This is a genomic window from Solibaculum mannosilyticum (genome assembly GCF_015140235.1).
GTDB classification, from domain to species: Bacteria; Bacillota; Clostridia; order Oscillospirales; family Acutalibacteraceae; genus Solibaculum; species Solibaculum mannosilyticum.
This window is the reverse complement of record NZ_AP023321.1, coordinates 2,080,803-2,105,584: the sequence shown is the minus strand read 5'-3', so window position 1 is coordinate 2,105,584 and position 24,782 is coordinate 2,080,803. Positions and strand designations below refer to the sequence as shown.

Annotated in this window: 24 protein-coding genes and 1 riboswitch; of the genes, 15 read left to right on the top strand and 9 right to left on the bottom strand. The window is 50.7% G+C overall.

Translation table 11 applies throughout. From position 1 onward, the window contains the following. The first annotated feature begins 16 nt into the window (after positions 1-16). Complete coding sequence (locus tag C12CBH8_RS09840) at positions 17-1,288, top strand: glycosyltransferase family 2 protein (protein ID WP_090265239.1); 1,272 nt, start codon at positions 17-19, stop codon at positions 1,286-1,288. 40 nt (positions 1,289-1,328) lie between these two features. Here C12CBH8_RS09840 and C12CBH8_RS09835 read toward each other — a convergent pair whose 3' ends face one another. Further along, a complete protein-coding gene (locus tag C12CBH8_RS09835) occupies positions 1,329-1,808 on the bottom strand; it encodes an SLOG family protein (protein WP_099322696.1) in 480 nt (159 codons plus the stop codon). Between the two features lie 116 nt (positions 1,809-1,924). On the opposite strand from C12CBH8_RS09835, the gene C12CBH8_RS09830 reads away from it, so the two are divergent. Beyond that, positions 1,925-2,128 (top strand): helix-turn-helix domain-containing protein, encoded by a 204-nt coding sequence (locus tag C12CBH8_RS09830; protein WP_099322695.1) that lies wholly within the window; start codon positions 1,925-1,927, stop codon positions 2,126-2,128. A 51-nt stretch (positions 2,129-2,179) separates the two neighbouring features. On the opposite strand, the gene C12CBH8_RS09825 is transcribed toward C12CBH8_RS09830, so the two are convergent. The 3 genes from C12CBH8_RS09825 to C12CBH8_RS09815 all read right to left on the bottom strand — a co-directional run bounded on the left by C12CBH8_RS09825 (position 2,180) and on the right by C12CBH8_RS09815 (position 4,390). Next, the gene (locus C12CBH8_RS09825; RefSeq protein ID WP_215533134.1) at positions 2,180-2,482 is read right to left on the bottom strand and encodes a hypothetical protein; all 303 of its coding nucleotides are present in this window, start codon (positions 2,480-2,482) and stop codon (positions 2,180-2,182) included. A 286-nt stretch (positions 2,483-2,768) separates the two neighbouring features. Then, the gene (locus C12CBH8_RS09820; protein ID WP_215533133.1) at positions 2,769-3,392 is read right to left on the bottom strand and encodes a D-sedoheptulose-7-phosphate isomerase; all 624 of its coding nucleotides are present in this window, start codon (positions 3,390-3,392) and stop codon (positions 2,769-2,771) included. 17 nt (positions 3,393-3,409) lie between these two features. Beyond that, complete coding sequence (locus tag C12CBH8_RS09815; RefSeq protein ID WP_215533132.1) at positions 3,410-4,390, bottom strand: ROK family protein; 981 nt, start codon at positions 4,388-4,390, stop codon at positions 3,410-3,412. 262 nt (positions 4,391-4,652) lie between these two features. On the opposite strand from C12CBH8_RS09815, the gene C12CBH8_RS09810 reads away from it, so the two are divergent. The 3 genes from C12CBH8_RS09810 (at position 4,653) to C12CBH8_RS09800 (ending at position 7,460) form a co-directional block, all read left to right on the top strand. Continuing rightward, complete coding sequence (locus tag C12CBH8_RS09810) at positions 4,653-5,378, top strand: hypothetical protein (RefSeq protein ID WP_215533131.1); 726 nt, start codon at positions 4,653-4,655, stop codon at positions 5,376-5,378. 156 nt (positions 5,379-5,534) lie between these two features. After that, positions 5,535-6,929 (top strand): peptidoglycan-binding protein, encoded by a 1,395-nt coding sequence (locus tag C12CBH8_RS09805; protein WP_215533130.1) that lies wholly within the window; start codon positions 5,535-5,537, stop codon positions 6,927-6,929. Positions 6,930-6,932: 3 nt separating this feature from the next. Beyond that, positions 6,933-7,460, top strand: a complete 528-nt coding sequence (locus C12CBH8_RS09800) for a peptidoglycan-binding domain-containing protein (protein ID WP_215533129.1) — start codon at positions 6,933-6,935, stop codon at positions 7,458-7,460. A gap of 126 nt (positions 7,461-7,586) precedes the next feature. On the opposite strand, the gene nadC is transcribed toward C12CBH8_RS09800, so the two are convergent. Beyond that, positions 7,587-8,426 carry a carboxylating nicotinate-nucleotide diphosphorylase gene (gene nadC / locus C12CBH8_RS09795; protein ID WP_090265253.1) on the bottom strand — a complete coding sequence of 280 codons (840 nt, stop codon included), beginning with the start codon at positions 8,424-8,426 and terminating at the stop codon, positions 7,587-7,589. Continuing rightward, entirely contained in the window at positions 8,423-9,880 is a 1,458-nt protein-coding gene (locus C12CBH8_RS09790) for an L-aspartate oxidase (RefSeq protein ID WP_215533128.1), read from the bottom strand. Before C12CBH8_RS09790 ends, nadC begins: the two co-directional genes overlap by 4 nt. Before the next feature lie 345 nt (positions 9,881-10,225). On the opposite strand from C12CBH8_RS09790, the gene C12CBH8_RS09785 reads away from it, so the two are divergent. From C12CBH8_RS09785 to C12CBH8_RS09740, 10 genes are all read left to right on the top strand, one after another. Beyond that, positions 10,226-11,902 (top strand): SdrD B-like domain-containing protein, encoded by a 1,677-nt coding sequence (locus tag C12CBH8_RS09785; protein WP_215533127.1) that lies wholly within the window; start codon positions 10,226-10,228, stop codon positions 11,900-11,902. Between the two features lie 158 nt (positions 11,903-12,060). Continuing rightward, complete coding sequence (trxB, locus tag C12CBH8_RS09780) at positions 12,061-12,981, top strand: thioredoxin-disulfide reductase (RefSeq protein WP_343063096.1); 921 nt, start codon at positions 12,061-12,063, stop codon at positions 12,979-12,981. A gap of 467 nt (positions 12,982-13,448) precedes the next feature. Further along, positions 13,449-14,966 (top strand): sodium-dependent transporter, encoded by a 1,518-nt coding sequence (locus C12CBH8_RS09775; protein ID WP_215533126.1) that lies wholly within the window; start codon positions 13,449-13,451, stop codon positions 14,964-14,966. A 23-nt stretch (positions 14,967-14,989) separates the two neighbouring features. Next, entirely contained in the window at positions 14,990-15,136 is a 147-nt protein-coding gene (locus C12CBH8_RS09770; protein WP_215533125.1) for a MetS family NSS transporter small subunit, read from the top strand. Between the two features lie 131 nt (positions 15,137-15,267). After that, positions 15,268-16,077 carry a zinc transporter ZupT gene (zupT, locus tag C12CBH8_RS09765; protein ID WP_090265262.1) on the top strand — a complete coding sequence of 270 codons (810 nt, stop codon included), beginning with the start codon at positions 15,268-15,270 and terminating at the stop codon, positions 16,075-16,077. 13 nt (positions 16,078-16,090) lie between these two features. After that, a complete protein-coding gene (locus C12CBH8_RS09760) occupies positions 16,091-16,591 on the top strand; it encodes a pyridoxamine 5'-phosphate oxidase family protein (protein WP_090265264.1) in 501 nt (166 codons plus the stop codon). 54 nt (positions 16,592-16,645) lie between these two features. After that, positions 16,646-18,616 carry a GTP-binding protein gene (locus C12CBH8_RS09755; protein WP_090265266.1) on the top strand — a complete coding sequence of 657 codons (1,971 nt, stop codon included), beginning with the start codon at positions 16,646-16,648 and terminating at the stop codon, positions 18,614-18,616. Between the two features lie 152 nt (positions 18,617-18,768). After that, entirely contained in the window at positions 18,769-19,254 is a 486-nt protein-coding gene (locus C12CBH8_RS09750; protein WP_090265268.1) for a GNAT family N-acetyltransferase, read from the top strand. 31 nt (positions 19,255-19,285) lie between these two features. After that, positions 19,286-19,750, top strand: coding sequence for a PPC domain-containing DNA-binding protein (locus C12CBH8_RS09745; RefSeq protein WP_215533124.1), 465 nt, complete (start codon positions 19,286-19,288; stop codon positions 19,748-19,750). A 279-nt stretch (positions 19,751-20,029) separates the two neighbouring features. Then, the gene (locus tag C12CBH8_RS09740) at positions 20,030-21,115 is read left to right on the top strand and encodes an EpsG family protein (RefSeq protein ID WP_215533123.1); all 1,086 of its coding nucleotides are present in this window, start codon (positions 20,030-20,032) and stop codon (positions 21,113-21,115) included. A 69-nt stretch (positions 21,116-21,184) separates the two neighbouring features. On the opposite strand, the gene C12CBH8_RS09735 is transcribed toward C12CBH8_RS09740, so the two are convergent. From C12CBH8_RS09735 to C12CBH8_RS09725, 3 genes are all read right to left on the bottom strand, one after another. Continuing rightward, a complete protein-coding gene (locus C12CBH8_RS09735) occupies positions 21,185-21,712 on the bottom strand; it encodes a type II toxin-antitoxin system death-on-curing family toxin (RefSeq protein ID WP_099322683.1) in 528 nt (175 codons plus the stop codon). Positions 21,713-21,722: 10 nt separating this feature from the next. Continuing rightward, on the bottom strand, positions 21,723-22,943 hold the full coding sequence (gene rlmD / locus C12CBH8_RS09730) for a 23S rRNA (uracil(1939)-C(5))-methyltransferase RlmD (protein ID WP_215533122.1): 1,221 nt from the start codon (positions 22,941-22,943) through the stop codon (positions 21,723-21,725). Between the two features lie 148 nt (positions 22,944-23,091). Continuing rightward, positions 23,092-24,459, bottom strand: coding sequence for an alanine/glycine:cation symporter family protein (locus C12CBH8_RS09725; RefSeq protein WP_090265277.1), 1,368 nt, complete (start codon positions 24,457-24,459; stop codon positions 23,092-23,094). A gap of 126 nt (positions 24,460-24,585) precedes the next feature. After that, positions 24,586-24,690: riboswitch (glycine riboswitch) on the bottom strand. Positions 24,691-24,782 lie beyond the last annotated feature (92 nt).

The following is a 24,782-nucleotide window of genomic DNA, read 5'->3' as shown; positions in this document are numbered from 1 at the left end:
ATAAGGGGGAGAATTTTTGCTATCTTTTATCAATACTTTTAATTTGGTCATATTTGTGCTGTTTACTGTTTTATACTCATATCAGATCGGCTATGCAGGCGTAGCGCTGCTGAAGCGAAAAGCAAAGAAACATCCAGCCCCGAAAAGACTCCATCGGTATGCGGTGGTGATCGCCGCCCGCAATGAAAGCAACGTCATCGGACAGCTGATTCAGAGCATCCGCAACCAGACCTATCCATCGGAACTGGTGGACGTCTATGTAGTGGCGGACAATTGTACCGACAATACCGCCGATGTGGCCCGGATGGCCGGAGCCACGGTTTATGAACGCTTTAATAAACGTCTGGTGGGCAAGGGATATGCTTTGGATTTTATCTTTAAGATTCTGGAGACCTCCCATAAGGACAAGGGCTATGAAGGCTACTTTGTGTTTGACGCCGATAATCTTCTGGATGAGCACTACATCGAGGAGATGAACAAGACTTTTGACCAGGGTTACCGCGTGCTGACAAGTTACCGCAATTCCAAAAACTACGATACCAACTGGATTTCAGCAGGTTATTCCCTGTGGTTTTTGCGGGAGTCCAAATATTTGAACAATCCCCGCATGATGCTGCATACTTCATGCGCCATCTCCGGGACGGGGTTTCTCATCAGCAGCGACATCATCCGGGAACAAAACGGATGGAAATATCATCTTCTCACCGAGGATATCGAGTTTTCCATCGACCACGTCATCCAAGGCGAGACCATCGGGTACTGCGGCGGCGCCATGCTGTATGACGAACAGCCCACTACATTTGAGCAGTCGTGGAACCAACGTCTGCGCTGGTCCAAGGGTTTTTACCAGGTCATGCGTAAATACGGCGTATCCTTATTCCGCTCCATCTTCCACAAGGATAAGCATGTATTTGCCAGCTATGATATGTTCATGACCATTATGCCGGCTGTGTTTGTGTCACTGCTGAGCGTGGTAGTCAACGCCGGATTTTTATTCCTGGCCCTGTTCAGCCTGGACTCCATCCCCCAGATGATCCCAACCACCATCTGGTCGATTTGTTCTTTGTTTATCAATTTTTATGTGTTCATCTATGCTTTTGGCCTGCTCACCACCATTACCGAATGGAAAAACATCAATTGTTCGGCCGGTAAGAAGATTTTTTATACCTTCACATTCCCCATCTTTATGTTTACTTACGTGCCCATCGCTGTGGCCGCTTTGTTCAGGAAGGTGGAGTGGAAGCCCATCACCCATAATGTGACCAAATCCATCGAAGAGGTGCGATAACGAAAAAATAAAGGCCCTGCCAATATGGCGGGGCCTTTTATTATGTTAACCTATCTGCAAGATTAATAATATTTAGTCCTTTTTTTCTGGCATAATTTACAGTAAAAGCTGTACCTCCTTTTTCTTTGGTCAGATAGCATACACAATAACAACTACTGTCAACAAGAAGCTTGTTTCTTTTATGCATGCATCCACGATAGTAATATTCTGATATATAGCGTATTTTATCAGCCTGGTCTAATATAGCCTGATAAACTTGCTGATCACATTTTTTCCAATATTTATCTTGGTCACGACAGGGGAGCATCAGAGTCAAGTGAATGTGAGAATATAGTTTTTTCAGAGCAATAACTGTTTGCGCCGCTAAAGTATCAAATCCCAAAGCCCCTCCACAGATAAAGTACTGCATTTTTTGCTGGATTAAAGAAATGATTTCATTCTGCAAATTATCTTTTAAACTTTTTAGGTGGATTTCTTCAATACTTCTATGCCCGGAAAAGCAGCAAGTATATTGAATCATAATTTTCATCCCTTCAGCTATATAGACTATTACATTATATAATGTAATAGTCTATATGTAAAGATACATAATCTCTTATTATCTGATTAAAACAATAGATAATGGGAGGATGTGTTATGATTCAATTAAATGCTCTGGCCCTTTTAGAAAAACGAGGTAAAACCAAGTATTGGCTTTACAAACAGATGGGTATGAGCTACCAAAACTTCAACAAAATGATTCATAATCAGACTAAGTCCATTCGTTATGAGAATATCGAGACCCTATGCTTGTTGCTTTCCTGTACACCAAATGAGTTGTTTGTTATTACAGAAGATTAAAATACGAAAAGCCGGACGGGATACCTTTGTTGTTGATATCCCGTCCGGCTTTTATTTCAATAAACCTATATTTTGTCCTATTTGGACTGCAAGCAGAGTACCGACCTGTAGCCCTATTTCCATATAGACCTCTTCTACTGTACCTGCATAGCAGTAGACCAACTCAGATATTTTCTCAAAATCTTCTTTGTCTGGGTAGTCAGTATGTAGCTGGGCCATTAGGATATTCTGGGTGCTTTCCAACCGCTGTTTATATGGGCGCGGATCTACGTCCATTTCCTCCATACCGTTTAAAAGAAATTCTCGGATTTGCTGGATATGGGCGCGCGCGAAAATTTCATCTATATAGTTCATAAGATCCGCCTCTCCTTCCATAACACACATAATTTTTTCCTGATAATTATAGTACTAAAAAGCGTGATGTGTTGAAAAAGCACAGTTTTACTGTGACCAGGGTATTTAATTGAAATCGAACATATATTTTAAAAGAAAGAGCCCGGAATGTCTTTAACCTCATGATGTGAATAATTTTCACATCATGAGCAGATTTATGATGTGAAGTTTATTCACATCAAGGGCATCAAAAAACAGCCCCACAAAATGTGAGGCCGTTTTTTTGCTGATATTGCATATCGCTTTTTTACACTTGAAAGAAATGTTCCTCCACGTCGGCGCAGAAGGCATGGTACACGGGAAGATGGTACTCCTGGATGCGGGGCGTCTCGTCGGCCGGTACATTCAGTAAGATGTCGGCCACTTCCCGCAATTTGCCGCCGGTACGTCCCGTCATGGCGATGGTAGTAGCCCCCAATGCCCTGGCCACATAAAAAGCGTTGGCCACATTGGCGGCGTTGCCGGAGGTGGAGAGCCCGATGACCACATCCCCCTTTTTGCAGAGGCCGGTCAACTGCTGGGCATACATGAGGTCGGCGCCCAGGTCGTTGATGACGGCCGTCTGGGCCGCGGAGAAGCTGACGAGAGATACAGCGCCCAGTCCCTGCTGCAGACGGCAGGCGATATCGGCGCCGGCCTGCTCATTGATACGCTGTGCAACGTCGGGGGACAGGGGGCGTTTTTTAAGGAATCCCTTGAGGAGCTCTCCCACGATATGTTCGCTGTCGGCCGCACTGCCGCCGTTCCCGCAGGTAAAGATAGTGCCGCCCTGCTGGTAACACTGGACAGCCGCCTGGACGGCTTTTTCCAAATTCTCCTGCAATGGAAGGAGTTCCGGACGGTCCTGCATTAACTGGCTGGTGTATTTCAAGCAAATCACGCCTTTCTTTAGAAGCTGCCTGTGGCAACCGATAATGCCGCATAATCGCCCACATTGTCCAGCAGCTTGGCCGGCACAATACGGCAGTGTTCCAGGCTTTGAGGGAGGGCTTCCTGCTCAAGGACCCGGCGCATGGACGGTTCCAGCAGATGGGTACTGCGGGCGTAGATACTGCCGATGACAATGATATCCGGGTTCAGGATGTCGATCATAACGCTTAATCCTGCGCCCAGCATCTCGCCGCTTTTCTCATAGATGCGGCGGCATAGATCGTCGCCCTCATCGGCCAGGTCCCCGATCAATTTGGCCGTGATGTTTTGCGGATCGTCCCCCGCTTTTTGCAGAAGCAGGGGATGCTTCCCCTGGCTCTGTTCTTCTTTTACATAGATCCTGCCCAGATTGGCGATGCCGCCGCCGCTACAGAATCCTTCAAAGCTGCCCTCTTTGAAGTATCCCATAGGCCCGGCCTTGGCCAGACGGATGTGTCCAGCTTCCCCAGCCATGCCGCACGCGCCTTCATACAGTTTTCCATTTAAGATGAGGCCGGCGCCTAAGCCTGTCCCAAAGGTGAAAAACAAGACGTTCTGATGCCCTTGTCCGGCGCCATACTTCCATTCTGCAATCGCACAGGCATTGGCGTCGTTTTGCAGATGTACCGGGATCCCGAATTTCTCCTCAAAATACGATATAATAGGGATGTTGTCCCAAAGGGGGAGATTGGGCGGACGGTGGATTACACCTGCCTTGGTATCCAACGGCCCGCCGCAGGAGATACCGATCCCGGCGATTTCCTGCTTCGGGATGTTCTTTTCCTCTATCATCCGGACGAAAGTATCCGCAAATTCCTCCAGGATGCTGTAGGGATGCTTATCCCGGCCGGTGGCAAACTGTCTACGCGCCAGGATGTCCATACCGGTGGGGAGTTCCTGTCCCAGACAGACCGCACATTTAGTCCCTCCCACATCAAAGCCTGCGTAATACAAAACCATCACCTGCTTTCCACGAAATTACGTCTTTATTATACCTCATTTTAGGCCCATTGTATCATTTTTTCCCGCCGGCAACATGAGAATCCTCCTTCACCATACAGGGACCTTTTATCTTCTTTTACCAAAAATATTCCTGGTTTTCATCCCTTAGGACAATAAAATCCACTTTTTGAGAAAGCTTTTATCACAGGGTGATTTTTTGCCTTTTGCCACATATACATAAGAGAGAATCTCATCATGCAAATAGAGGAGGATGCAGGAATTGGATCACAATGATAACGTCAACAGCTTGATCGAACAATATAAAAGAGACCTTATGCGGTATCGTCAAAGAAGCCGGACGGCCGATGAAACTGTCCCCGCCTCAGCGCAGCCGGTATCCGCTCCGTCGACCCAGACCAATGCCTCTGCGCCGGCGGATCCCCGGCCTGAGAATTCCCCGTCCGACTGGGAACAAGAAGCTGTCCCTGTTAAGTCTCCGCCCCAAAAGGAGGTACCCGTTCCGTCCGTCCGGGATACACTGCCGCAGGAGATGGATCCTACGCCTCCCGAGCCGACTGCGGATTTTCCGCCGCCGGTGGTTACCGATCCAAAGGAACAGACGGGGATAGGATATCTCCGGGTAGAGGCAAAGACGGCCCGTCAAGCTTTGCCTGTCGAGGGGGCCTATGTGGTAGTCAGACAAGTGGGGGAAGGAGAGGAAGTACCGCTGGAGCGCATTATGTACACCGACAGCGAGGGCAAGACGCCCAAAATTCCCCTCCCCACTGTACCAGCATCCCTGTCCATGGCGCCTGGGACCGACCATCCCTATACCGAGTACATCATCCAGGTGGATAAGCCGGGCTATATCAGCGTAAGGGACTTTAACGTCCCCATCTATGACGGCATTGTAGCCATCCAGCCGGTGGAGCTATCCCCTTTGCCGGAAGGGGACCGGGACGGTGCAATCCAAGATATTTACGAGTCTGCCCCCACTGGTTTATAAATAGCGTCTGCAGGCATGACGAGTCCATTGGCCGCAGATCAAAACAGTCCTGAGGCCGTGCTCACCGGATTGACGTAAGGAATCCGGCAAAATAGCTGCAATTGTATTGGATCAAAGCGGCGGCTATCGTAACAGGAAGGAAAGGAGAGAAATCTTGTGGCAGAGCCTTATATTCCTCAATATATCACGGTCCATCTGGGCCCTCCAAGTTCCAACGCGCAAAATGTCACCGTCACCTTCCCCGATTATATCAAGAATGTAGCGTCCAGTGAGATTTACCCCACCTGGCCGGAGAATGCTATCCGCGCCAACATCTACGCCCAGATTTCCTTTGCGCTCAACCGGTTTTATACCGAATGGTATCCCAGCCAGGGATATAGTTTTGATATCACCAATTCCACCGCCTATGACCAGGCATTTGTGGCAGGACGCGATATTTTTGAAAATATCAGCCAGATAGTGGATGAGATTTTCAACAATTACGTCCAACGTCAGGGCAGTGTAGAACCCCTTTTCACCCAGTACTGCAACGGGACTACCGTCACCTGCGACGGCCTATCCCAATGGGGGACCGTCCCCTTGGCCGAACAGGGATATACGCCCTATGAGATTCTCCAGCATTTTTATGGGGAAGACATCAATATCGTACAAAATGCGCCGGTTCGTCTGCCCAACCCATCCTATCCCGGGATCCCGCTGCGTCTAGGCGACGGGGGGAATGATGTGCGTACCATTCAGGTACAGCTCAACCGGATCTCCAACAACTATCCCCGTATTCCCAAGATTTCGCCTGTGGATGGGATCTTTGGGAAAAGTACCGAGGATGCTGTTAAGGAGTTTCAGCGCATCTTTAACCTGACTCCCGACGGCATAGTGGGGCAGGCGACCTGGTACCGTATCTCTTATATTTTCACCAGCGTCAAACGTCTGGCCGAACTGGATTCCGAAGGGCTGGCGCTGGAGGAAGTATCCCAGCAATTCCCGGGAGAAGTTCGGCGCGGGGATACGGGTGATCCAGTGCGTGTGATGCAGTACTATTTGGCGGTCATCGGGAACTTTTATGAGACTGTCCCGCCGATCCAAGTGACCGGCACCTTTGACCAGGCCACCGAGGATGCCGTGATAGCGTTCCAGAAGACCTACGGCCTTACTGCCGACGGCATAGTGGGACGACGGACTTGGAACGATATGTACCGGGCCTACCGGGGCATCGTGGAGTCCAACGGCTTTATTGCCGGAGGTCAGCCCCTGTTCCCCGGGACAACATTGACAATCGGTTCCACCGGCGACGATGTGCGTCAGGTACAGCGGTATCTTACCGCCATTTCCGAAGTATACCCGGAAGTGCCGGCCGTCCCAGAAACCGGTCTTTACGGGCCCCAGACGCAAAATGCCGTTATCCAATTCCAAAACCGGTTTAATATCACTCCCAGCGGCGTCGTAGGCCCCATCACCTGGGGACTTATGGCCAGCATTTACTCCGATATTCAAAGCGGCAACTTAAGGGAATCCAATCAATTCCCCGGATACGAATTGCAGGAGGAGGGATAATCCATGGCCCAGGAACCGTTTGGCAACCGGACGGCCGACGTGTATGAACTACAGGGATTTCTAAGGCGCATCGCCCGCGATAACCAGAGGATTCCACTGATCGCCTTGGACGGCATTTTTGGACCCGAGACCACCGAGGCAGTCTCTGCCTTCCAGAAGGAATACGATCTGCCGGTGACCGGGACAGTGGATTTCAACAACTGGAACACCATCCTGGACGAATATCTGAGACTGGTCGGCCAGACATCTTCACCACTGCCCATTTATCCTTTTCCATCCCCTCAATATGTGGTAAAACCCGGGGATAAGGGGGACCTGATTTATATCATCCAGATCATGTTGGATACCATTCAAGTGGGGTTCCTCAATTTGTATTCCGGAGGGTTTACCGGCGTCTATGACGACAAGACGCAAAGGGCGGTTGAGGCCGTCCAAAGGGGGACCGGACTCAAGCCCACGGGATTGGTGGACCGCATCACTTGGGATATCTTAGCCCGATCCTATAACTACCGGATTCACGCAGACCGTTAGTGGAATAAAAGTCTATAAGAAAAGGCGCGTTTTGTATTCCTTCCCTTTGATCGAATGAGAAGGAACCAAAACGCGCCTTTTTTCCAGCCCTGGAAGATGCAGGCATCGACCGGGACTGCTTATTTCTTATTGATCAAATTTCATGGAGATGTCCAATGCCTTGACCGAATGGGTCAGGGCGCCGATGGAAATGATGTCTACCCCAGTTTCAGCCACGGAACGGAGCGTATCGCTGGTGATACCGCCGGAGGCCTCCAGAAGGGCTTTGCCACCGGTCATCTCCACAGCTTTCCGCATGGTCTCACAGTCCATGTTGTCCAGCATAATGATGTCGGCCCCTGCATCCAACGCCTCCTGTACCTCGTCGAGATTGCGGGTTTCCACCTCGATATTGACCATATGACCCACCTTGGGGCGCAATGTCTGGATGGCGGCGGTGATGCCGCCGGCTGCGTCGATATGATTGTCCTTGAGCATAGCGCCGTCGGACAGGTTGTACCGATGATTGCGGCCGCCGCCTACCGTGACGGCGTATTTCTGAAGAGGCCGCAGGCCCGGCAGTGTTTTGCGGGTATCCACAATACTGGCATTTGTCCCCTCCACAATGGCTACCGCCTGAGCAGTGGCAGTCGCCACGCCGGACATATGCTGCAGCAGATTGAGAGCGGTGCGTTCCGCCTTGAGAAGTTCCCGGGTCTTGCCGGTCATTACGGCGATAACGTCACCCGCTTGCAGACGATCTCCTTCCTCCTTGTGCAGCTGGTAGGAAAAAGAACCGTCCAGCAGTTCAAAGACCCGCATGGCCACTTCAATACCGCACAATACGCCCTCCGCCTTGGCCGCCAGATGCACCTGCGAACGCTGGTCGGCAGGGATCATATAATCCGAAGTGGTATCAATATAGTTGATGTCCTCACTGAGGGCGCGTTTGATCAGGTCATCAACATAAAACTGAGGCAGAATCATGGTTTGTTAACCTCCTCCAGAATAATCATGGCCACGGTTGTGATATTTTTAGTCTCAATAAAATCCGGGGTAACAGCGTAATGGCTGCTTTCAAGCATGGCGAGGATTTTTTTCACCCTCTTCATACCTTCCCGGGCCGCTACCGGATTGGGTACTACGAAATGGGCGCTCTGCATGATGTCCCGCACTTGGGTACGGAGTCCTGACGGAAGAGGCATACCATCCAGAGGCAAATCGTCTCCCTTTGATAGTATAGGATGAGGCTCTGAAGCCATACGGTTCAAGATATGTCGGGCAGCCCGACGGGAGAAAACCAACGCTTCCAACAGGGAGTTGGAGGCCAGACGGTTGTTGCCGTGGACGCCGGTATGGGAACATTCGCCGCAAGCGTACAGTCGGTCAATGGAGGACTGGCTGTCCAGATCCACATGGATGCCCCCCATCAGATAATGCTGGCAGGGGAAGACAGGGATCCAGTCTTTTGTGATGTCCACCCCTTCCTCCAAGCACCGGCCGTAGATGGTGGGAAAGCGGTTCTTCAGATAGTCTGCGCCTTGAAACGAAATATCCAAATAGAAGTTATTGCTGCCCACCCGGCGGGCTTCTTTCATAATGGAACGGGATACCACGTCCCTGGGAGCCAATTCCAACCGTTCGTCGTAGCGATCCATAAAGCGTTTGCCCTCGTTGTTGAGCAGCACAGCGCCTTCTCCCCGCACCGATTCCGAAATGAGGAACCGTTCCCGATTCTGCTTGGCAGCAAAGGCGGTGGGATGGAACTGCACCAAATGCAGATCGGTGATTTTAGCTCCCATCCGATGAGCCAAAGCGATGCCGTCCCCGGTGGCGATGGCAGAATTGGTAGTGTACTGATACACCCGTCCAATGCCGCCGGTGGCTAAGATACAGTAATTGGCCGTCACCTGGGTGCAATGCCCGTCCCCCAGCACATAGGCCAAAAAACCGTTTTCCACCTGCTTTAGATCGGCCAGCATGCAGTTTTCCTCAATGTCCACATTGCTCTTGGCTTTTACCGCGAGGATCAGTTTTTCCATCATCTCCCGGCCAGTGGAATCCTTGTGATGCAGGATACGGCGTCTTGAATGCCCGCCCTCCAATGTCAGCTGAAGGCCGCCGGTTTCATCCCGGTCGAAGTCTACGCCGATGTCCAACAAGTTCAGTACGTTTTCCGCCCCTTCGTTCACCAGAACCTCCAGGGCATCGGGATTGTTTTGATTGCCCCCGGCAATCATAGTATCCTTGATGTGAAGCTGACATGTATCGTGCTCCTTGTCCACCACAGCGGCCACACCGCCCTGAGCCAGAGCGCTGTTGGACAAAAGCAGCTCCTTTTTACACAGCACCAATACCTTCACCTGCGGCGGGAACTGCAATGCCGCATGCAGGCCGGCCACACCCGAGCCTGCGATCAGAACGTCATAATGATCCTTCACTCTTCTCACCCGATCCGGGGAAATCCCCCATCAATACAAAGAGCTGCCCAGCAGCCTTTTGTTTCCTATCCGACTGCCGAGGCGGCCGGACGCTTTATCCCCAATGGATGCAAGCCAAATGCCGACTGAAACACCCAAAATCTCCTAACATTATACCATAGCCACCCTATAAGTTCAATGCGCGGGAAGAGGTGGTTTTGTATTTTTCATCCAGAAAACCGGAGAGGAAAATGTTACACCTGTCCTTTTTCTGAAAACCGGTTCCATTTGGAGGAGGCCGATCATATACTGATCCAGGAGCAGAATGCATGATCTCAACAATGCTGTTTAAGGAGTGTGACCCCAATGGCAAATATAAGCGGGTCGGTATGGTACGATCCCCTGCGCCAGGCGGAAAAGGGAACGGCAATCGCTCAGGTACCGGTTGTCTTGTACGAGGAGAGTACCAATCTAGGCGCTGTGGCGTTGACCGATTCGTCAGGCGCCTTTTTATTTACAAACGTACCCGACGGACAATATCATCTCATTGAGGCGTGGGGGGAACCGGGCGGGACATCCCCAGCCGACTGGCAACAAGCCGCCGCCATGGATCGTCCGGATCCCGCTGATCCTCCGGTAAAAGCGGTGGAGGCGGCGTCCGGATGGGCCAACCGTCTGGATTCCCTGACCCCCAACACTGTGACGGTTACAGTGGCGGGATCCGACCCTGATCCCCAGGATTTTTACGACGGCCCCATCGAAGACCGTCCCCTTCATCTGACGGGGGGCCTATTGGCGGGGACCAACCTGATCGTGGGAGCGGGAGGCGGCGGTTTTGGAGAGTGCAGTGACGGGACCCCTTCTGGAACCTCCCCATGGCCCAATCCCTATTCCAAGGCACTGGGAGGCGTCGTCTATTCCCGTACTATACCGCCGGAGAGCGGGGAAGTCACATTGTGCAATATGGTAGCAGGGATTCCCGGATGGTGGGGCACTACCAACCATACCACGGGCTGTGAAAACGGCCGGATGCTGGTGGCCAATGAGGTGGCCAAAGGGACGGTTATTTTCCAGCAGATGGTGTCGGTGATGCCGGAATCCAATTATGTGCTCTCGGCCTGGGTGACAGGCGTCTTGCAGGATGCGGAATCCTCAGCCCCGGATATCAACCTCAGGGCAAAAGTGACGGCGCCCGACGGTACGTCGCTTTTGGACTATGCGTTTGCCCCCATTCCAGCGGCTGATTTATCCCAATGGACTCAGTTGGGCGCCCTGTTTGAGAGCGGACCGTATATGCATCTTTATCTGGAGATCCTGGCCGAAGGAGACGGCAAGGAGAGAAATACCTTTGCCATAGATGATATCTCCCTGATGCCGGTGGTACGGGATAATCTGTTGTCCATTACCCAGGAAGCCGATCAAGAGAGCGTGCGGGAAGGGGATACGGTGGGTTACACCGTCACCATAAAGAATACGTCGGACTATCCATTGGAACAAGTGTCGTTCCAAGGCGAGATCCCCGTCGGACTCACCTTTGTGCCGGGTAGCCTGGTGATCAACGGCAGCGATGAGGGCGTTGAAGCAGCCGATTTGAACGATGCCGTCCAACTGGGACTTCTTCCTCCCGGCGGGGTAAAGATCATCTCTTACCAGGCGCAGGTGCAGAGTTTGTCGGCCGGGCGGATGCAGCAGTGCGCAGGAGAGGCGTCTTATCTCTTCCTGAAGTCGGCGTCCGGAGATTTGTTTTATTATACCGAGAAGAGCAATACCGTGTATCTCAATCAGCCGGATTGTGTGCGGGGGAAGGCCGTCACCCAGCTGGTCAAGGCCATGGCCTTGGAACAGGAAGCCATCGCAAAGATTTTGCAGGCCGAAGGGGCAAAGCGCAAGGCCATGATGGAATTCCAGGGCGATACGCCGGAGGAAATGCTCCATCTGGACAGCGGCATGCTGGACGCCGTACAGTCGTTGGCCGATCTCCAGGCGATTCTGCATCAGAGCATCGCAGAGGTCCAGCCAAAAGACGTAGATGAAATTCAGTAGACTGCTGTGACTCTTAGGACGGCTGTCTTTGTCTTGACAGGCAAGGACAGCCGTTTTCCCATAATCGTATCCTTTCCGAATGAAAATCATAAAAAATGTGTGCGATTGGGGAATGAATGGGCTATACTAAAGGGAGAGACCAAAGAGGGGAGGAACCGATGTTGTACGATATTATGATTATAGGGGGCGGTCCGGCTGGACTGACGGCCTCCTTGTATGCAGGCCGTGCGGGACATAACGTGGTTTTGTTTGAGAAGATGTTTGTAGGAGGCCAGGCGGTCACCACGTATGAGATTGAAAATTATCCGGGCGTACCGGCCGTCAGCGGTCCGGAACTGGTGCAGAAAATGGAGGAACAGACCAAACTGTTTGGGGTCACAACCATTCATGAAGAGGTCACTGGACTGTCGCTGGAGGGGGATGTCAAAACAGTGACCACCACCGGAGGACAGTATGAAGGGAAGACTGTCATTCTCACCACCGGCGCCCGGCCAAAGAGGCTGGAAGTACCGGGAGAACAGGAATTCTGGGGGAGGGGCGTATCGGTATGCGCCACCTGTGACGGTGCTTTTTACAAGGGGAAGGTCACAGCCGTAGTAGGAGGCGGCAATACTGCCATGGAAAACGCCATTTTCCTGAGCAAATTCTGTGAAAAGGTGTATGTCATCCATCGTCGGGATACTCTCCGCGGAGAAAAAAGCCTGATGAAACGATTGGAGGCTTTGCCCAATGTATCTTTTGTATGGGATACGGTGGTGGAAGAAATCCGCGGCGGCCAGGTGGTAAACGGCATAACGCTGCGTCAGGTCAAAACGGGGGAAACATCGGTTCTTCCTGTGGATGGGGTATTCGTATCCATAGGGGTGCAGCCCAACAGCGGCTTGGCCCAGGATATCCTGGAGACCGACGATTATGGGTATCTTGTGACCGATCAAAATATGTGTACCCGCATCGCCGGCGTATACGCTGCCGGAGATGCCAGACGTACGCCTTTGCGTCAGATCGTCACAGCAGCAGCCGACGGTGCGATTGCAGCCTACAGCGCATCCATCTATTTGGCTGAAGAAAGCCAGGCATAATGTTCTGCTATTTCTGGAATTAAGAGGATCTCAATAAACTGCATTTTAGGCCAAAAACGGCGGGCGCTTAAGGCGCCTGCCGTTTTTTATAACGCCCGGTGGTAGGGGGGAAGGGTGTTGGGCAAATTGTCCATCTGATTCTAGATCAATTCCCCATTTTACACGGTTTTTTGCGGTTTAAGTAATATACCTTGCATGTGATTTCAAAATATGCTATGATTTTTTTCGTGAATGGAATGTGAACACAGTGTTTCAATTGCATGAAGGATCCGGACAAACTCTTCCGGACAATTGCATTTCAGCCGTCTTTTATTTGATTGAAATACCGTCTTGCATCCAAGATGTTATATATCTGTAATCCCTGCAGCGTTTGCCTGCGGGATTATAATACTGAAAACGCGACCAGCGCCTGACGGTTTTTGGAACCGCGAGGGATGGGGAGTGCTGGAAGCGACTGGAGGGATTTTATGGCAAAACGAGACCAGTGGGGGAGTAAGCTGGGCTTTATCTTCGCGGCGATTGGCTCTGCCGTGGGATTGGGCAATATCTGGCGCTTCCCGTATGTGGTGTACAAAAACGGCGGCGGCGCATTTTTGATTCCCTATTTCGTCGCCATTTTTACAGCGGGCATCCCGCTGATGATCCTGGAGTACGCCATGGGCCACAAATACCGCGGTTCGACTCCGGCGGCTATGGCCCGTGCAAAGGGCAGCAAACTTTGGGAATTCCTAGGCTGGTGGCCTACTTTTACCGCAGGATTTATCCTTTGTTACTATTCGGTCATTATCGCATGGTCGGCCCGTTACCTGACCTTTGCTTTTGACAAGTCATGGGGCAGCAACCCCAATACTTTCTTTACCGAAGATTTCCTTCGCGTTTCCAGCGGCCCATTCGACTTAGGCGGATTCCGTTGGGACATCCTGTTGTTTATGGCCCTGATCTGGTTGGTTAACTGGTTTGTGTGTTATCGCGGCGTATCCAAGGGAATTGAGAAGTTCAGCAAGGTCATCATCCCCACCTTGTTTGTCATCTTGGTTATCGTGGCTATCCGAGGCATCACCCTGCCCGGCGCTACTGACGGCTTAAACAAACTTTTCACCCCTGATTGGTCCCGGCTGGGCGATATCAGCGTCTGGACGGCGGCTTATTCACAGGTCTTCTTTACACTGAGTTTGGCCATGGGTATTATGATGACGTATGCCAGTTATCTGCCCAAGAAGACCGACATTGTCAACACCGCCTTTGTCACCGGCCTTGCAAACTCCAGCAATGAGATTCTGTGTTCGATCGCTGTGTTCTCCATCCTGGGCTTTATGTCCAATAGCCAGGGCATTCCCATCGATCAGATCTCCAAGGACGGCGGCATCGGTCTGGCCTTTGTGGCCTTCCCGCAGGGCATTAACCTGATGGGCGATGGGTTCTCTAATATCCTGGGCGTGCTGCTGTTTAGCTGCTTGATTTTTGCGGGACTGACTTCTTCCATCAGTTTGTTGGAGGCGTTCTCAGCTCCCTTTACCGATAAGTTTAAGATCAGCCGCAAAAAGATCGTCACAGTTGTGTCCATTGTCGGATTTATCGTCAGCTCGGTGTTTGCCACCGGCGCCGGTATGTATATTTTGGACATTGTGGATGAATTCATCAACAACTATTCCATCTTAGTGGTGGGCCTCCTGGAAGCGATACTCATCGGCTGGATCCTCAAGACCAAGGTCATCCAGGAACATGTCAACCCCATCTCATATTACCGTGCCGGAAAGTGGTGGAGCATCAGCATCCGGTTTATCATTCCGGTGATGTTGGGCGTCATGCTGTGCATGAAGATCAGCCAGCATCTTACCAGCGGCTATGGCGGATACGAGTCCAGTGCATTGATCACCATCGGTTTGGGGATTGTATGCGTCATCCTGATTTTGGCGGCCGTCACCGCCAAGCTCAAATGGCGTGCCAACAGTCCTTATGCAGGCAAGGACAAGTCCGGCGAATGAGCCGGGGTTAGGAGGAATTTTGTATGAATATTTCCGCCATCTGCGTCATGTTGTTTGCCATTATCTTCATCTGGGGCGGCTTTTTCTTCACGTTGGGCATTGAAATCCGTCACAGCAACAAGGAGAAGAAAGGCCAGCAGGGGCAAGACAACAATCAAGATACCAAATGATTTACAGCCGGTGTGCAGTTTATGCTGTACACCGGCTTTTCCTTTTCACGCCGTACTTGGTTTGGAACCCGGAAGTAGGGACATGATAAGAAGATGGGATGCCATTCCCTTTTAAAAGAAGGAGGAGTACCATGTCAAACGCGGGGATTGCCTTTATTGCATCGTTGGCAGCGGGATTATCCACAGGCGTAGGAAGCATCATCGGATTTTTTACCAAACGGACCAATACAAAATTTTTATCGGTAGCGCTTGGATTTTCCGCCGGTGTGATGATTTTTGTCTCCATGGTGGAACTTTATCCTCAATCGGTGTATGATATGAGTACCCACTTTGGTGAAAAAGCGGCAGGATGGGCTACATTAGGCGCCTTTCTGGGAGGTATGCTGCTGGTGGCCCTCATCGACCGGATGCTTCCCTCGGATCAGAACCCTCACGAGGTCAAGACGCCGGAACATTTTCATCCTTCGCCTGTGCCGAAGTCATCCCATCATCACTTGATGAAGACCGGTGTTTTTACCGCCTTGGCCATTGCCATTCACAATTTCCCCGAAGGCCTTGCCAGTTTTGCCTCCACATTGGAGAATCCGCAGGTTGGATTGGTTATTGCAGCGGCTATTGCTATCCATAATATCCCCGAAGGCATGGCGGTGTCGTTGCCGGTGTATTACGCAACCGGAAGCCGCAAGAAGGCATTTTGGATGTCCTTCCTCTCAGGTATGGTAGAGCCTTTGGGAGCGGTCGTAGGCTACCTGATTTTTGGCACATGGCTTACTTCTTGGGTACTGGGGGCCGTCATGGCAGCGGTGGCGGGTATCATGGTGTACATCTCCTTGGATGAACTCCTGCCGGCGGCCAGGGAATATGGCGAACACCACCTATCGATTTATGGCCTCATCGGGGGGATGGTGTTGATGGGAAGCAGTTTATTGCTTTTAAAATAAGGAGGAGCTGACATTGCAGTATCAGATGAGACGGTCAAAACGCGCCCTTCCGGAGCATCAGGCCCGCGCGATTCTGGAAAAAGGGGAATACGGCATACTATCCCTTCAGGGGGAGGAACCTTATGGGATCCCTCTTTCCTATGTGGTGCATCAGAATTGCATCTATTTTCACTGCGCCTTAGAGGGACGCAAAATCGATTGTATGAGATCCAATCCGTCGGTTTCCTTCTGCGTAGTGGGAAAGGTGCAGCCGAAACACCGCCCGTTGTATTTTACCACCCTGTTTGAAAGCGCCATTGTAACGGGAAAAGCCCAGCCGGTGGAGGATATCGAGGAAAAGACACTGGCACTGGTGGAGCTCTGCAAGAAATATTTTCCCGAGCTTTCCCCCCAGGTAAAAGAAGAAGCGGCACAAAGTGCCCGCAATTCCATGGACCGGACCGGCGTATACCGCATTTCCATCGACGAGATTACCGGCAAGTCCAACATCCCGCAGGAACAGGAAGAAGGGTAAAGCGGATACGGTATAACATTTTCATTCAGGGGAAACCGACAGAGGGGAACGTTTATGAGGAAAACCATCGGCGTCCTGGCCCACGTGGACGCAGGCAAAACTACATTTTCAGAACAGATTCTTTATCATACCCAGGCCATCCGGACCTGCGGCCGGGTGGATCATCAAAATACTTTTCTAGATGGACATGCCATTGAACGTCAGCGCGGGATCACCATCTTTTCCGACCAAGCGCCGTTTACATACCAGGGACACGAGTATACTCTCATCGATACCCCGGGCCATGTGGACTTTTCTGCCGAAATGGAACGGTCGATTCAGGTGATGGATTGTGCCGTGGTGGTGGTCAGCTGCGTGGAAGGGGTTCAGGGACACACGAGGACGGTATGGAAATTATTGCGTCAATGGGGAATCCCCACCCTGTTTTTTCTCAATAAGATGGATCGTCAGGGTGCCGATCCAGACGGGGTGATGGAACAGTTGCGGAATAAATTGTCTACAGGATGCGTGGATTTTGGGACGGATTTTCATCACGGCCGCCCTGGCGACCGACTGGTAGAACAGGTGGCTGAATTGGATGACGGTCTGTTGGAAAAGTATCTGGAGACAGGCATCTCAGAAAGAGATTTCACAGCGGCCGTACGGAATATGGTAAAACAAGGACAGCTTTTTCCCTGTTTTGTCGGTTCAGCGCTTTTGGATCAGGGGATTGAGGATTTTCTGGAGGACTTGGATTTCCTGATACAGGGGGACGAAAAAGAGGATCCGCCGTTGGAGGGGCCTTTTGGAGGCATCGTCTACAAATGCAGGCACGATGCAAATGGGAACCGTGTGATGTTCCTCAAAGTGACCAGTGGACAGCTGCGTGCCAAAGATGAAATCGTCTGCCGCCTGCCGGACGGCAATGTGCGCCGGGAGAAAATCAATGAGCTCCGGCTTTGTCATGGACTCAAATACACACCTCTGGATGTAGCAAAAGCAGGGGATCTGTGCGCTGTCACCGGGCTCAGCGGCATCCAACCCGGCGACGGGGTAGGATGCGTTACCGAACACCCCCACTACCAGACAACGCCGACATTATCGGCAAAGGTTCTGTGGGGTGAGACAGTACCGGCCAAAGACGTGCTGAAGATTTTCCGTCTGCTGGAGGAGGAAGATCCTATGCTGCACGTCCAATGGGAAGAGGAACAAGGGGAAATCCAAGTGCGCATCATGGGCCCCATCCAGCTGGAAGTGCTTGGGGCGGAGGTCAAACAACGGTTCGGCCTGGAAGTATCTTTTGGGCCATGCCGCATCCTTTACCGGGAGACCATTGCCACGTCCGCCGTTGGATACGGCCATTTTGAACCGCTGCGGCATTATGCCGAGGTCCATGTGAAGCTGGAGCCGGGCAGACGGGGAAGCGGCATCACTTTTGAGAGCCGATGTTCCAGCGACCTGTTGGACGCCCATTATCAGCGCCTCATTGAGACCCATGTATTTGAACGGCAGCATAAAGGGATTTTGACAGGGAGCGTCCTAACCGATGTACACATCACATTGCTGGCGGGACGCGCTCATCTCAAACACACCGAAGGCGGGGACTTCCGCCAGGCCACATACCGGGCCATACGCCAGGGATTGGAACAGGCACAACCCATATTGCTGGAGCCTTATTATGCCTTTCAAGTAGAGGCGGAACCGGAACAGCTTGGCCGCATCCTGGCCGATGCCGAACGCATGCGCTGCCAGTTTGATCCCCCGGAACTGACTGAGGATCGGGCTGTTGTGACGGGACGGGGACCAGTCAGCACCTTGATGGAATACAGCCGTGAACTGGCCGCCTTTACCAGAGGGCATGGCCAAATTTCCCTGACCTTTGACGGTTATGAACCGTGCCACAACACGCAGGAGGTGGTAGAAAGCATCGGGTACGACAAGGACCGGGATGTGCAGAACACTTCGGATTCGGTATTCTGTTCCCATGGAGCAGGTTTTCCTGTCAAGTGGTACGAGGTCAAAGATTATATCCACATCAAGGGATAGGAGAAGGAAAGAGCGCGAAATTCTGTCATAACCTGAGAGGTACAGCCATGGGAAAAATGGTGTATGGACAAGAGAAATGCGTAAAAAGGTGCAGGAAACATTAAAATAAACGGAAAAAATGAAATAGAATTAGGACAAGGTGAGGATACAGTATGGAGATTATTTTCCGCCCGTATGAGCAAAAAGACATTGCGCAGTTAACCAAGCTTTGGAATCACATCACGGAAGAGGGAATCAGTTTTCCAGGGGATCAGCTGCTGAGTGAACAAGAGGCATCCGACATGTTTGCCGCCCAGACGCTGACAGCTTGTGCCGTAGATGGGGATGAAGTGCTTGGATTTTATATTTTGCATCCCAACGCCGTCGGCCGATGTGCCCATGTGGCCAATGCATCTTACGGTGTCAAGGAAGGCTGCCGGGGACGAGGTATCGGACGCCGTTTGGTACAGCATTCCCTGGAGCAGGCGAAGGCGCACGGATTTGTGGGACTGCAGTTCAACGCTGTGGTGGAGACCAATACAGTGGCCATCGGGCTCTACAAACAGCTGGGATTCCGGCATGTGGGCACCATTCAAAAAGGGTACCACGCCAAGGACGGATCTCTGCGTGATATTTTGATTTTTTACTATCTGTTTTGATAGCCAACCGCAGAAAAAGGAGGAATGAGTTGTGGTATATCAATGGCTTCATGATACACTGGTCATCCGTCTGGACCGAGGGGAGGAAGTGGTGACGAGCATTGAGAATGCCTGCCAAAAGAGCTGTGTCCGTTTAGGGACTGTCTCAGCCATCGGCGCGGTGGACCACGCTGTAGTAGGGCTTTATCGGGTAGAGGAACAGGAATACCACTCCAATATCTTTGACATGCCGTTGGAGATTGTGGGATTGACTGGCAACGTCACCACCAAAGAAGGCAAAGTTTATCTCCACCTTCATGCTGCTTTGGCCGATGAAACCGGCCGCGTCGTCGGAGGACATCTCAATGAGGCACGAGTCAGCGCCACCTGTGAGATTTTTATCCGCCGGTTGGAGGGAGAGGTGGAACGAGTGCCGGATCCTTCCATAGGCCTTAATGTGCTGGACCTCCCAGATTCTCAAGTGACGTATCTTACACAGATATCCTATGAAAAATAATCAGAAATTGTGGTGTTTCATTGAAAAAAGCCCTTTGGTCAATAGGCTGAAGGGCTTTTTCCGTTGAAATGGAGGGAGAAAGCTGGTATACTTTTAAGGTATTACCGGTAAAACTGCCAGCCGTTGGCGGTACAGATAAAGTGCAGCCAGACGGCTATAGAAAAGGAACTAATAGATATGGATAAGAAAGGGCAGTCTAAATAAATAACGCCTAAGGATTTGGGCTAAAATAGAGTAAGGGTGACAATTTAGGAAAGCAAACAGATTGGGAGAAGTTTTATGATATTATCCATGGCCTTTTATGGAATCAGCTATTTGCTAACAGCTGTATTTGCACAAGAATCCATCCGGCCTAGATCCAGAAAATTCACGTATTTATTCATGGCGCTGACGGTATTTGTGCCTTCTTTCTTGGCAGCAATCCGCGATCAAGTGGGCACGGATTACATGAGTTATTACTACCTTTTTGAAAAGGCCAAGTCCGGTGTTTTTACCGATATCGAATCGGGATACAAAGGTCTAATGTGGTTGGTCGTCCGATTAGGCGGCGATTTTCATATTCTGAGCTTTGTGGTCATGGCTATTACAATTGTATTTATCTATGCAGGGATTGTCTATTTCAAGGAGAAGATAGAAGTAGGCCCGGCTTTATTTGCTTACCTGATGCTGAACTACCAGCAGGATCTTAACATGGTGCGGCAAGCCGCTTCCATTGCCATTGCCTTTTATGCCTTCCGCTTTTTGCTGGAAAATAAACTGGTAAAATACATCATTGTTATTTTGCTGGCATCTACCATTCATTTGACGGCATTGATCATGATACCATTTTACTGGATATTCCGCTTGTTTTCAGGACGTTATTCTCTAGGCGTCAAGTTTATCAGTTATGCGGTTATGATTGTATTAGTGCTTAACTTAAGCACGATTTTAGGATGGATGATCGATCTATTCCCATCGTTGAAACAATATGAGGTGTATATTAGCCAACGCCTTCATTTTGGAATAGGGACAATTGCCGTTCAGATGCCCTATCTGTTACCAGGGCTGCTGTTTTATCGGAAGCTTACAAAGGACAACCCTACTTTCCGTTTTTATGTTGACCTGATGGTGGTTGGCATTATTCTTCGTTATGCCGGCTACTTTGGGGTATACTATCTCAACCGATTTTCCCTTTACTTTATTATACCAGCCCAATTTTTGCTGACTGGCTGTTATGCAAAAGCTATGAAGGCATACCGTCAGCGCTGGATAGTGGTGGTTTTAGGTTTGTATATTTTTGGGTATTGGTTCTGGTACTATGGCTTGGAAGGATTCAACGACACCGTTCCCTTTACCAATATCTTTGGTATCAACTTCCCGTTTTGATAAAATAACCCATAGATAAAAAGGGCCCTCTGCCTGAAAGGACAGAGGGTTCTTTTTATCATGTGATTTTTAAATCAAACAGTTCATGATGAGACGGGTCATCATATCCTTTTCCGACGGTTTGGACTGGGCGATCAGGATCGTGAGGGAAACTAAAGCGGAATCATCCAGCCTCTTGCGGCCATCTGCAAACAAGATGCCGTTTTTGTGGAGGAAATAGAGAAAAATGGCAGCGGCGATGCGTTTATTCCCGTCGGAGAAGGAGTGGTTTTTGGTGACAAAATAGAGAAGATTAGCGGCCTTCTCCTCCAGAGAGGAATACACCTCTTTTTCGCCGAAGGTCTGATAGATGGCTGCAATACTGCCTTGAAAAGAATCATCCTTTTCATTGCCGAACAGCTGGCTTTCTTTTCCAAAGGACATGCTGGCAATCACCTGTTTGCACTCCTGGTAGGTCAATCGATAGACATCTTTATGACCTTGAGGCCGTTCCATAGTTTGATGATCATATGCATCCAGCAGGCCGAGGGCCTTTTGATATTGCTCGACAACAGTCAGAATATCTTTTTCATCCCAGGATACTGTTTTGTTTTCCATATCTTTTCAGTTACCTCCCCTTTTTAGACGGAATCTTCTGTAAAAGAACACAGCATTCGATATGATTGGTGTGAGGAAACATATCCACCGGCTGGATGGCCCGTACCTGGTATCCACGCTGGGTTAGGAAGAGGAGATCCCTCCGCTGTGTCTCGGGATTACAGGAGATATAGACAATACGCGCAGGGGACAGCGTCACCAAAGACGAAAGGAACGCCTGATCACTGCCGGCCCGGGGCGGATCCAGAAAGACCACGTCAGCCGATTGCCCGTCGTTTGCCATATCGGTGAGGAACTGGCCGGCATCGGCGTGATAAAACCGGGCGTTTTGAATGCTGTTGCGCCGCATATTGACGATAGCGTCCTTGACAGCGTCCCTGTTGACCTCCACCCCGATGACCTGCTGAGCCTGACGGCTGGCGATTAAACCAATGGTGCCGATGCCGCAGTAGGCGTCGATGACCCGTTCTTTGCCGGAGAGACCGGCCAACTCCATGGCTTTTTTGTATAAGACCTCGGTTTGGACGGGGTTGATCTGATAAAAGGACTTGGCAGAAATGCGGAAGACGCAATCGCATAAAGTATCTTCAATCGTACCTGGACCGTACAACACTTTTTCCGATTCCCCCAGCACCATGCTGGTAAATTTGCCGTTGACGTTTTGCAGGATGGTGGTAATCTCCGGATGCTTTTGAAGCAGTGCCTTGATAAAATTATTTTTAGCAGGCAAAATGGGGGTGGCAGTCACCAGTACCACCATAATCTGACCGCTTTGGAATCCGCGTTTGATGAGCACATGGCGTACAAGACCCCGGCCGGACCGTTCTTCATAAGGCGGGATTTTAAAATCCTCTAAAAGGCGGCGGATGGATACCATAATTTCATCAGCTTTTTGATCCTCGGTCATGCACTTGTCCACCGGCACGATGCGGTGGGTACTGGCTTGATAGACGCCTGATACAATGCGGCCGGATCGGTTAAGGGAGAAGGCGGCCTGTACTTTATTGCGGTAATGATAAGGATGCTCCATGCCTAGGATGGGACTGACCTTGCCGAAGCTGCCCAAGAGACTGATGACCCGTCCCTGTTTCCAAGCGAGCTGGCGTTCATAAGACATATTTTGCAGTTGACATCCGCCGCATTTGCGATAAAGGGGGCAGGGGGATGGATTTTGTCCCGAGGACGGTGCGGCCTTCGTATGGGGCCTATCGCTTTGTTTTCTGATGGGCATGGTATTCTCCTTTGACTTGACAAAATAAAATATTTCTATCTCTGAGTGGTATCTCTTATTGTAGCATCCTGCCCGTCAATTCACAAGCGTGCAACAAAAAAGATCCCCCCTCTATAGGAGAAGGGGGATCTTTCCATAAAACACAAGCTTATTTTCTGGGAGCGGCTTTGCGCAACCGGTTTCCGTCCTTGGAAAGGTGTACCGCTACGCCGTTCAGAGCCAGCAGGCCGATCAGGTTGGGAATTACCATAATGCCGTTAAACATATCCGACATATTCCACACCAGATCAACCTTCAGCGTGGAGCCGATCACCACACAGATCACTACAATCAGAGCATAGATTTTGGTGGCTTTTGGGCCGAAAAGGGCTTTGACGTTTGTCTCGCCGAAGAAGTACCAACCGATGATGGTGGAAAATGCAAAAAACAGCATACAGATGGCGATGAATACATTGCCAAAGTTGCCGAATGCAGCGTTAAAAGCTGTTTGGGCTAAGGTGGTGCCGGTTTCACCCGTGGAGAGCGCGCCGGAAGAGATGATGACCAGAGCCGTCAAAGTGAGGATGACAAAGGTGTCGATGAATACGCCCATCATAGCCACTACGCCTTGATCATGAGGCTTATCCACCTTGGCGATGGCGTGAGCATGAGGGGTAGAACCCATACCGGCTTCGTTGGAAAAAAGGCCGCGGGCAACGCCAAACCGAATGGCTTTCTGTACTGTGACGCCGATTACACCGCCGGCCACAGCCTGAGGGTCAAAGGCCATTACGAAGATCTGGCGGAAGGATTCCAATACAGTGGAGTGATTGATAAACAGGATAATGATACAGCCGCCGATGTACAATGCTGCCATAAGAGGGACAATCTTTTCCGTCACCCAGGCGATGCGCTTGACGCCGCCGATAAAGATAAAACCAGCAAACAAAGCCACTACAATACCCACAATGAGGGGATTGAAGCCAAAGGCATTTTTCATGGCGTCGCCAATCGAGTTGGACTGAACCATATTTCCCATAAAACCAAGGGCTAAAATGATGGCTACGGAGAAGAATCCCGCAAGAAATTTGCCGAATTTGCCGGTAAAAGCCGCTCTGATATAATAGATCGGACCGCCGGTAACCTGGCCATCGACGGTGGTCTTATACTTTTGCGCTAAGACAGCTTCGCTGTAGATGGTGGCCATGCCGAAAAAGGCGCTGACCCACATCCAGAAGATGGCGCCGGGACCACCGGAAGCAATGGCTGTAGCCGCGCCGGTAATGTTGCCGGTACCCACCTGGGCAGCAATGGCGGTGGTCAAAGCCTGGAAGGAACTCATACCCTCTTTGTCGGCCTTTTTGCCGTTGAGTTTCAGGTTGCCAAAGAGACGCTTAAACCCCTCGCCGAACTTGCGTACCTGAATAAACTTGAGGCGGAAGGTGAAGAAGATACCCGTGCCGCACAGTAAAAAGAGCAGCAGATAATCCCAAAGTACGGTGTTGATCCAGTCCACCACTTGCGAAAGAAATTCCATTCTACCAAACCCCTTCTTTTCCTGATCGAAAACGAAGCGGAAAACAAAAAAGCCGGCGATGGGAAACCATCGTGCGGCTCTGAAAACAAGCGTACCTCACACTGCAAAATCCAAGCGGATCTGCGAAAAAAGCACTCTGTCCTTTTGCCTGAGAGATTAAGGTAACGCTCATCGTACCTTTTACACCTTCGGCACTCCTTAAAAACAAGGAGATTCTCCAGAGCCACATCCGTTTATAGTCTTTATCCGCTGCCGGACACCTGAGAGTTTTACTCCTTCGGTAAGCGCTATGGCTGTTTTCCTACAAACTTCGTTTGTCGCTA